The 4,319-nt window shown below is 34.2% G+C and carries 4 protein-coding genes; all 4 read left to right on the top strand.

The window, feature by feature from the left end:
* On the top strand, nucleotides 1-831 hold an 831-nt coding region (locus Q0A18_RS03565), incomplete at its 5' end, for a glycosyltransferase (RefSeq protein ID WP_292008800.1).
* 39 nt (nucleotides 832-870) lie between these two features.
* Nucleotides 871-2,667: an asparagine synthase (glutamine-hydrolyzing) gene (asnB, locus tag Q0A18_RS03560; protein ID WP_292008799.1), complete on the top strand. Its 1,797-nt coding sequence runs from the start codon at nucleotides 871-873 to the stop codon at nucleotides 2,665-2,667.
* Nucleotides 2,667-3,608, top strand: a complete 942-nt coding sequence (locus Q0A18_RS03555) for a glycosyltransferase family 2 protein (RefSeq protein WP_292008798.1) — start codon at nucleotides 2,667-2,669, stop codon at nucleotides 3,606-3,608. Before asnB ends, Q0A18_RS03555 begins: the two co-directional genes overlap by 1 nt.
* Nucleotides 3,605-4,319 (top strand): glycosyltransferase family 2 protein (locus Q0A18_RS03550; RefSeq protein WP_292008797.1); only part of this gene is annotated, 715 nt, incomplete at its 3' end. The genes Q0A18_RS03555 and Q0A18_RS03550, both read left to right, overlap by 4 nt.

The raw sequence follows: 4,319 nt of genomic DNA, 5'->3' as shown, positions 1-4,319 counted from the left end.
GTTGAAATGAGTGAATTTATACATATAATTACCACCCGATTTAATGTCCCTACCCAAGGATGGGATATTACAAGGGAAGGAAGTAAACCTCTGACGGATGAATGGCTGGCAGATCGATTTAAATTATTTCAAACTTATACCCTGCCTTCTTTTAAAAACCAAACCAATAAAAATTTTATCTGGCTTGTTTTTTTTGACATACATACTTCAGATCATTATAAAAAGATCATTAATAAGATTTCTTCAGAGTTTTCTCCTTTTACTCCAGTATTTGTAAGGGATTTTGATGAAATGAATTCTCAACTGCTGGAGATTATTCCCACTTATTTCAATGAAAGTACAAAATATATTATCAGTAGTGATCTGGACAATGATGATATTTTGTACAAAGACTTTGTAAAAGCGGTACATGATCATTTCAAGCCTGTACACGATATGGTCATTGAGCCTCGAAAAGGATTACAACTGACAAAAATATCTGAGACAGAAGCAATAGTTACGGAATATTATGCCCTAGCCAATCCTTTTGTTAGTTTAGTGGAAAGTATTGATGATTTTGGAACCGTAATCAAAGAAAATCATAATAACTACAGATATTACCAACACGTCAATCATTATGATAACCAGGAGATGTTCATCCAGATCATTCACAAACATAACCTGATGAATTCTACATTTAATAACAAATGTATTTTTGATCTTAATTTATCTGATTTCGGAATAAGCCCTGAAAATCATTTAAAAATCAATAAGTTCAAATCTTTACAGCATAATATGCAGAGAGTACCTATGCTTGTAAAAAATATGATCAAAAAAAAATTTAAACATTAGAAAACCAAAGCACAAAATTACCCTTTAAAGATTATCATTATGTGTGGAATAGCTGGAATAATAGCAAATAATGCTAAAAACTACCAAGATAATATACAGAAAATGACTGATGCCATAGCGCATCGGGGTCCTGATTCAGCACAGCTTGAGTTCTATGAAAATGCAGCTTTAGGACACCGCAGACTTTCCATTATAGACTTGTCAGAAAATGGGAAACAGCCTATGTTTTCTAACACAAAAAAAGAATGTATAGTCTTAAATGGTGAAATCTACGGATATCAAACTCTGAAAACTGAATATTCAGAATATTCTTATCACGGAAGTTCAGATACCGAGGTTATTCTTGCCATGTATCAAAGAAAGCAGGAGCAGCTTATTCATGACCTTCCGGGAATGTTTGCTTTTGCCCTTTGGGATGAAGAAAAACAACAGCTATTTTGTGCTAGAGACCGTTTTGGTGAAAAACCTTTCTTCTATGCCGTCGGTCCCAATAATGAATTTATTTTTGCTTCTGAAATTAAAGCGATCCTTGCATCAGGATTAATTCAGCCAAAGGTCAATAATGATGCCCTTGCTCACTATTTACAATATGGATATGTGAGCTCTTATCAAAGTATTTACAGCAATATTTACACGCTGCCTCCTGCCCACCAGCTGATATGGAAAGATGGGAAAGTATCTGTGTCAAGGTACTACAGCATACCGGCCAAGGACAGAAATATAAGCCTCTCTGATGCTAAAGAAGAATTTATCTATTTATTGAAAAATGCTGTTAAAAAACAACTTATCGCTGATGTAGAGGTAGGGAGCTTCCTGAGTGGTGGCCTGGATTCCTCTTCTATTGTCGCATTAGTTGCAGAATTCTTACCACGACAGACAACGATAAGCTTTGGATATGATCACGAATCCAGCGAACTGAAATATGCCAAAGAAATTGCAGAAAAATATCAAACCAACCATATTGAAGTTCATGAGAAAAAACAGGATCTGGCAGATTCCCTGCTAAAGATCTCACCTTTCTTTGATGAGCCGTTTGCAGATATTTCTTTTATTCCGCATTTTGAAATTTGCAGAAATGCCAAGAAAAATCTTACCGTCGTTCTTTCAGGTGATGTAGGTGACGAATTATTTGGAGGGTATGATTTTTACAGGGTTGAGAATATATTAAGAAACCACTTCAGTTATAAAAATATCATTGCTAAATTTGGTTTGAGACTCTATCAGAATTTAAAACAAACTTCCTTTGTTACTCAGAAAAACTTAGAACATAATTCTATTCTGGATTTCCATCAGAATTTTGTGAGAAATTCTTTCAATAAAGAGGAACAAAAAGCTTTAGGAGTTTTCTCCAATTATTTGCAACCTTACAGTTTCAATCCTAATCCCCATTCTTTAAATGATATCATGAGAGTTGATTTGGAAGGCTATGTTCCGGGAAATATGATGGTAAAGTCAGACAGAATGGCTATGGCTAATTCATTAGAAGTAAGAACTCCATTTCTGGATCTTGATTTTGCCGAATTTTGTATTCAGCTTCCTGAGCAATTAAAATTAACCAACGACAATGATAAAATCATCCTTCGTGAAGCGATGGGTTCTTATTGGACGGAAACAATAAGAAACCGGCATAAACAGGGATTCGGGATGAGTGTAGAAAGTTGGTTTGAGGAAGATAATCTGATTAATCTTTCTAATGATCTATTGAAAAATCCTGACCAAAAGGTCTTCAATTATATTGATTTTAAAACTACCCAAAAGTTCTTGAACAAAGATCACAGACACTGGAATTTACTACAACTTGCCCTTTGGGCCCATAACAATCAAAATATTCTGTAATGCTTGAAATTTCTGTTATAATCCCTGTATACAATGCAGAACGGTTCTTAGAGAAATCTGTAAAATCGGCCATTCAATTTGAAGAGGTTAAGGAGGTTATTTTAATTGAGGATAAATCTACAGATAAATCCCTAGAAATAAGTAAAAGATTAGCAACAGAATATACAAAGGTCAAATTATTTCAACATTCGGATAAAGAAAACCATGGAGCGGGAGCTTCAAGAAACTTAGGAATTGAAAAGGCAACAGGTAATTTCATCACTTTTCTGGACGCTGATGATTATTATCTTTCCAACAGGTTCGAATCCGAGAAAGAAATCTTTAAAAATTCCAAAATCGAAGGTGTTTTCAGTGCTATAGGTATTGAATACCTAACCGAAAAAGGCAAACAGGAATATCAATCAAAATTTAAAGATAATACCCTTACCACAGTACAATATCATGCAGAAGGGGAAGAAGTGTTCAGGGGGCTGTTAGGTTTAACACCTAAGACTTTCGGCACTTTTTTTCACCTCAATGCGCTTACTATAAGAAAGTCTGCCATTGATTCCCATCATTTAAGATTTAATGAGAATCTCCGCGTTCATCAGGATTCAGATTTTATTATTAAACTAGCTTATCATTGTTATCTGAAATCCGGAGTCATAGACAAAGCTGTTGCTATGCGTGGAGTACATGATGACAATAGAATTACCAAGATTGTACAATATTCGCCACAGTATAACGAAAGGCAATATATCTATTGGAAATCTTTGTACGACTGGGCATCTTCAAACCATATTCCCAGCGAATATAAAAAGAGGATCTATCTGAGCTATAAATCATTTGATCTCTCTTTAAAAACCGGATTTTCAAAATATTATAATATACTTTTTGAGTCCATCAAAAATCCAAAAATACTTAAGACTAAATATCGTTTCAACTATCACAGACAATTATGAAAATTTCTACTATTATTCCAGTTTATAATGCTGAAGAATATATTTCCAAGGCAGTAGAATCTGCCCTCAAATTTAAGGAGGTCCATGAAGTTATTTTAATAGAAGACAAATCTCCTGACAATGCACTTCAAGTCTGCCAAGAATTAGCAGAAAAGTATGATCGCGTAAAACTTTTTCAACACCCTGACAAGGGAAATCATGGTGCATCAGCAAGCCGTAATCTGGGCATTGAAAAAGCTACAGGAGATTTCATTTCATTTCTTGATGCTGATGATTATTATTGTTCAAATCGTTTTGATGCAGAAAAAGAACTATTTAAAAACTCAGAAGTTGAAGGTGTTTACGGAGCCTTGGGTGTACACTACTATACCGACGAAGCTAAAGATCAATATTATGAACTGTTTAAAAATAATCTTACTACTATTTATAAAAGACATAGCCCAAAGGATGTCTTTCCCGGACAATTATTCATGTTAGGGAGTTTTGGCTTATTCAGCATTGATACCCTGACAATTCGAAGAGTTTCCCTTTTAAAGAAAATGAAAACTTTATTTAAATACCATCTAAGAATGCATGAAGATAGTGAATTCTTGATCAGATTGTCCTACTATCTGGATCTTTATCCTGGAATCTTAGATAAAGCTGTTGCAATGAGAGGTGTGCATAAAAATAACAGAATTACAAAAATAGATATTAATAAAGTAAAAACAG

Source organism: Chryseobacterium sp. (assembly GCF_022712095.1).
Classification (GTDB): Bacteria; Bacteroidota; Bacteroidia; order Flavobacteriales; family Weeksellaceae; genus Chryseobacterium.
Note: the sequence above shows the minus strand (reverse complement) of the source record. Positions and strands in the feature narration are given on the sequence as shown.

Coding starts and splice junctions, on each gene's coding strand:
- asnB (WP_292008799.1), top strand. CDS start 871: ATGTGTGGAATAGCTGGAATAATAGCAAATAATGCTAAAAACTACCAA.
- Q0A18_RS03555 (WP_292008798.1), top strand. CDS start 2,667: ATGCTTGAAATTTCTGTTATAATCCCTGTATACAATGCAGAACGGTTC.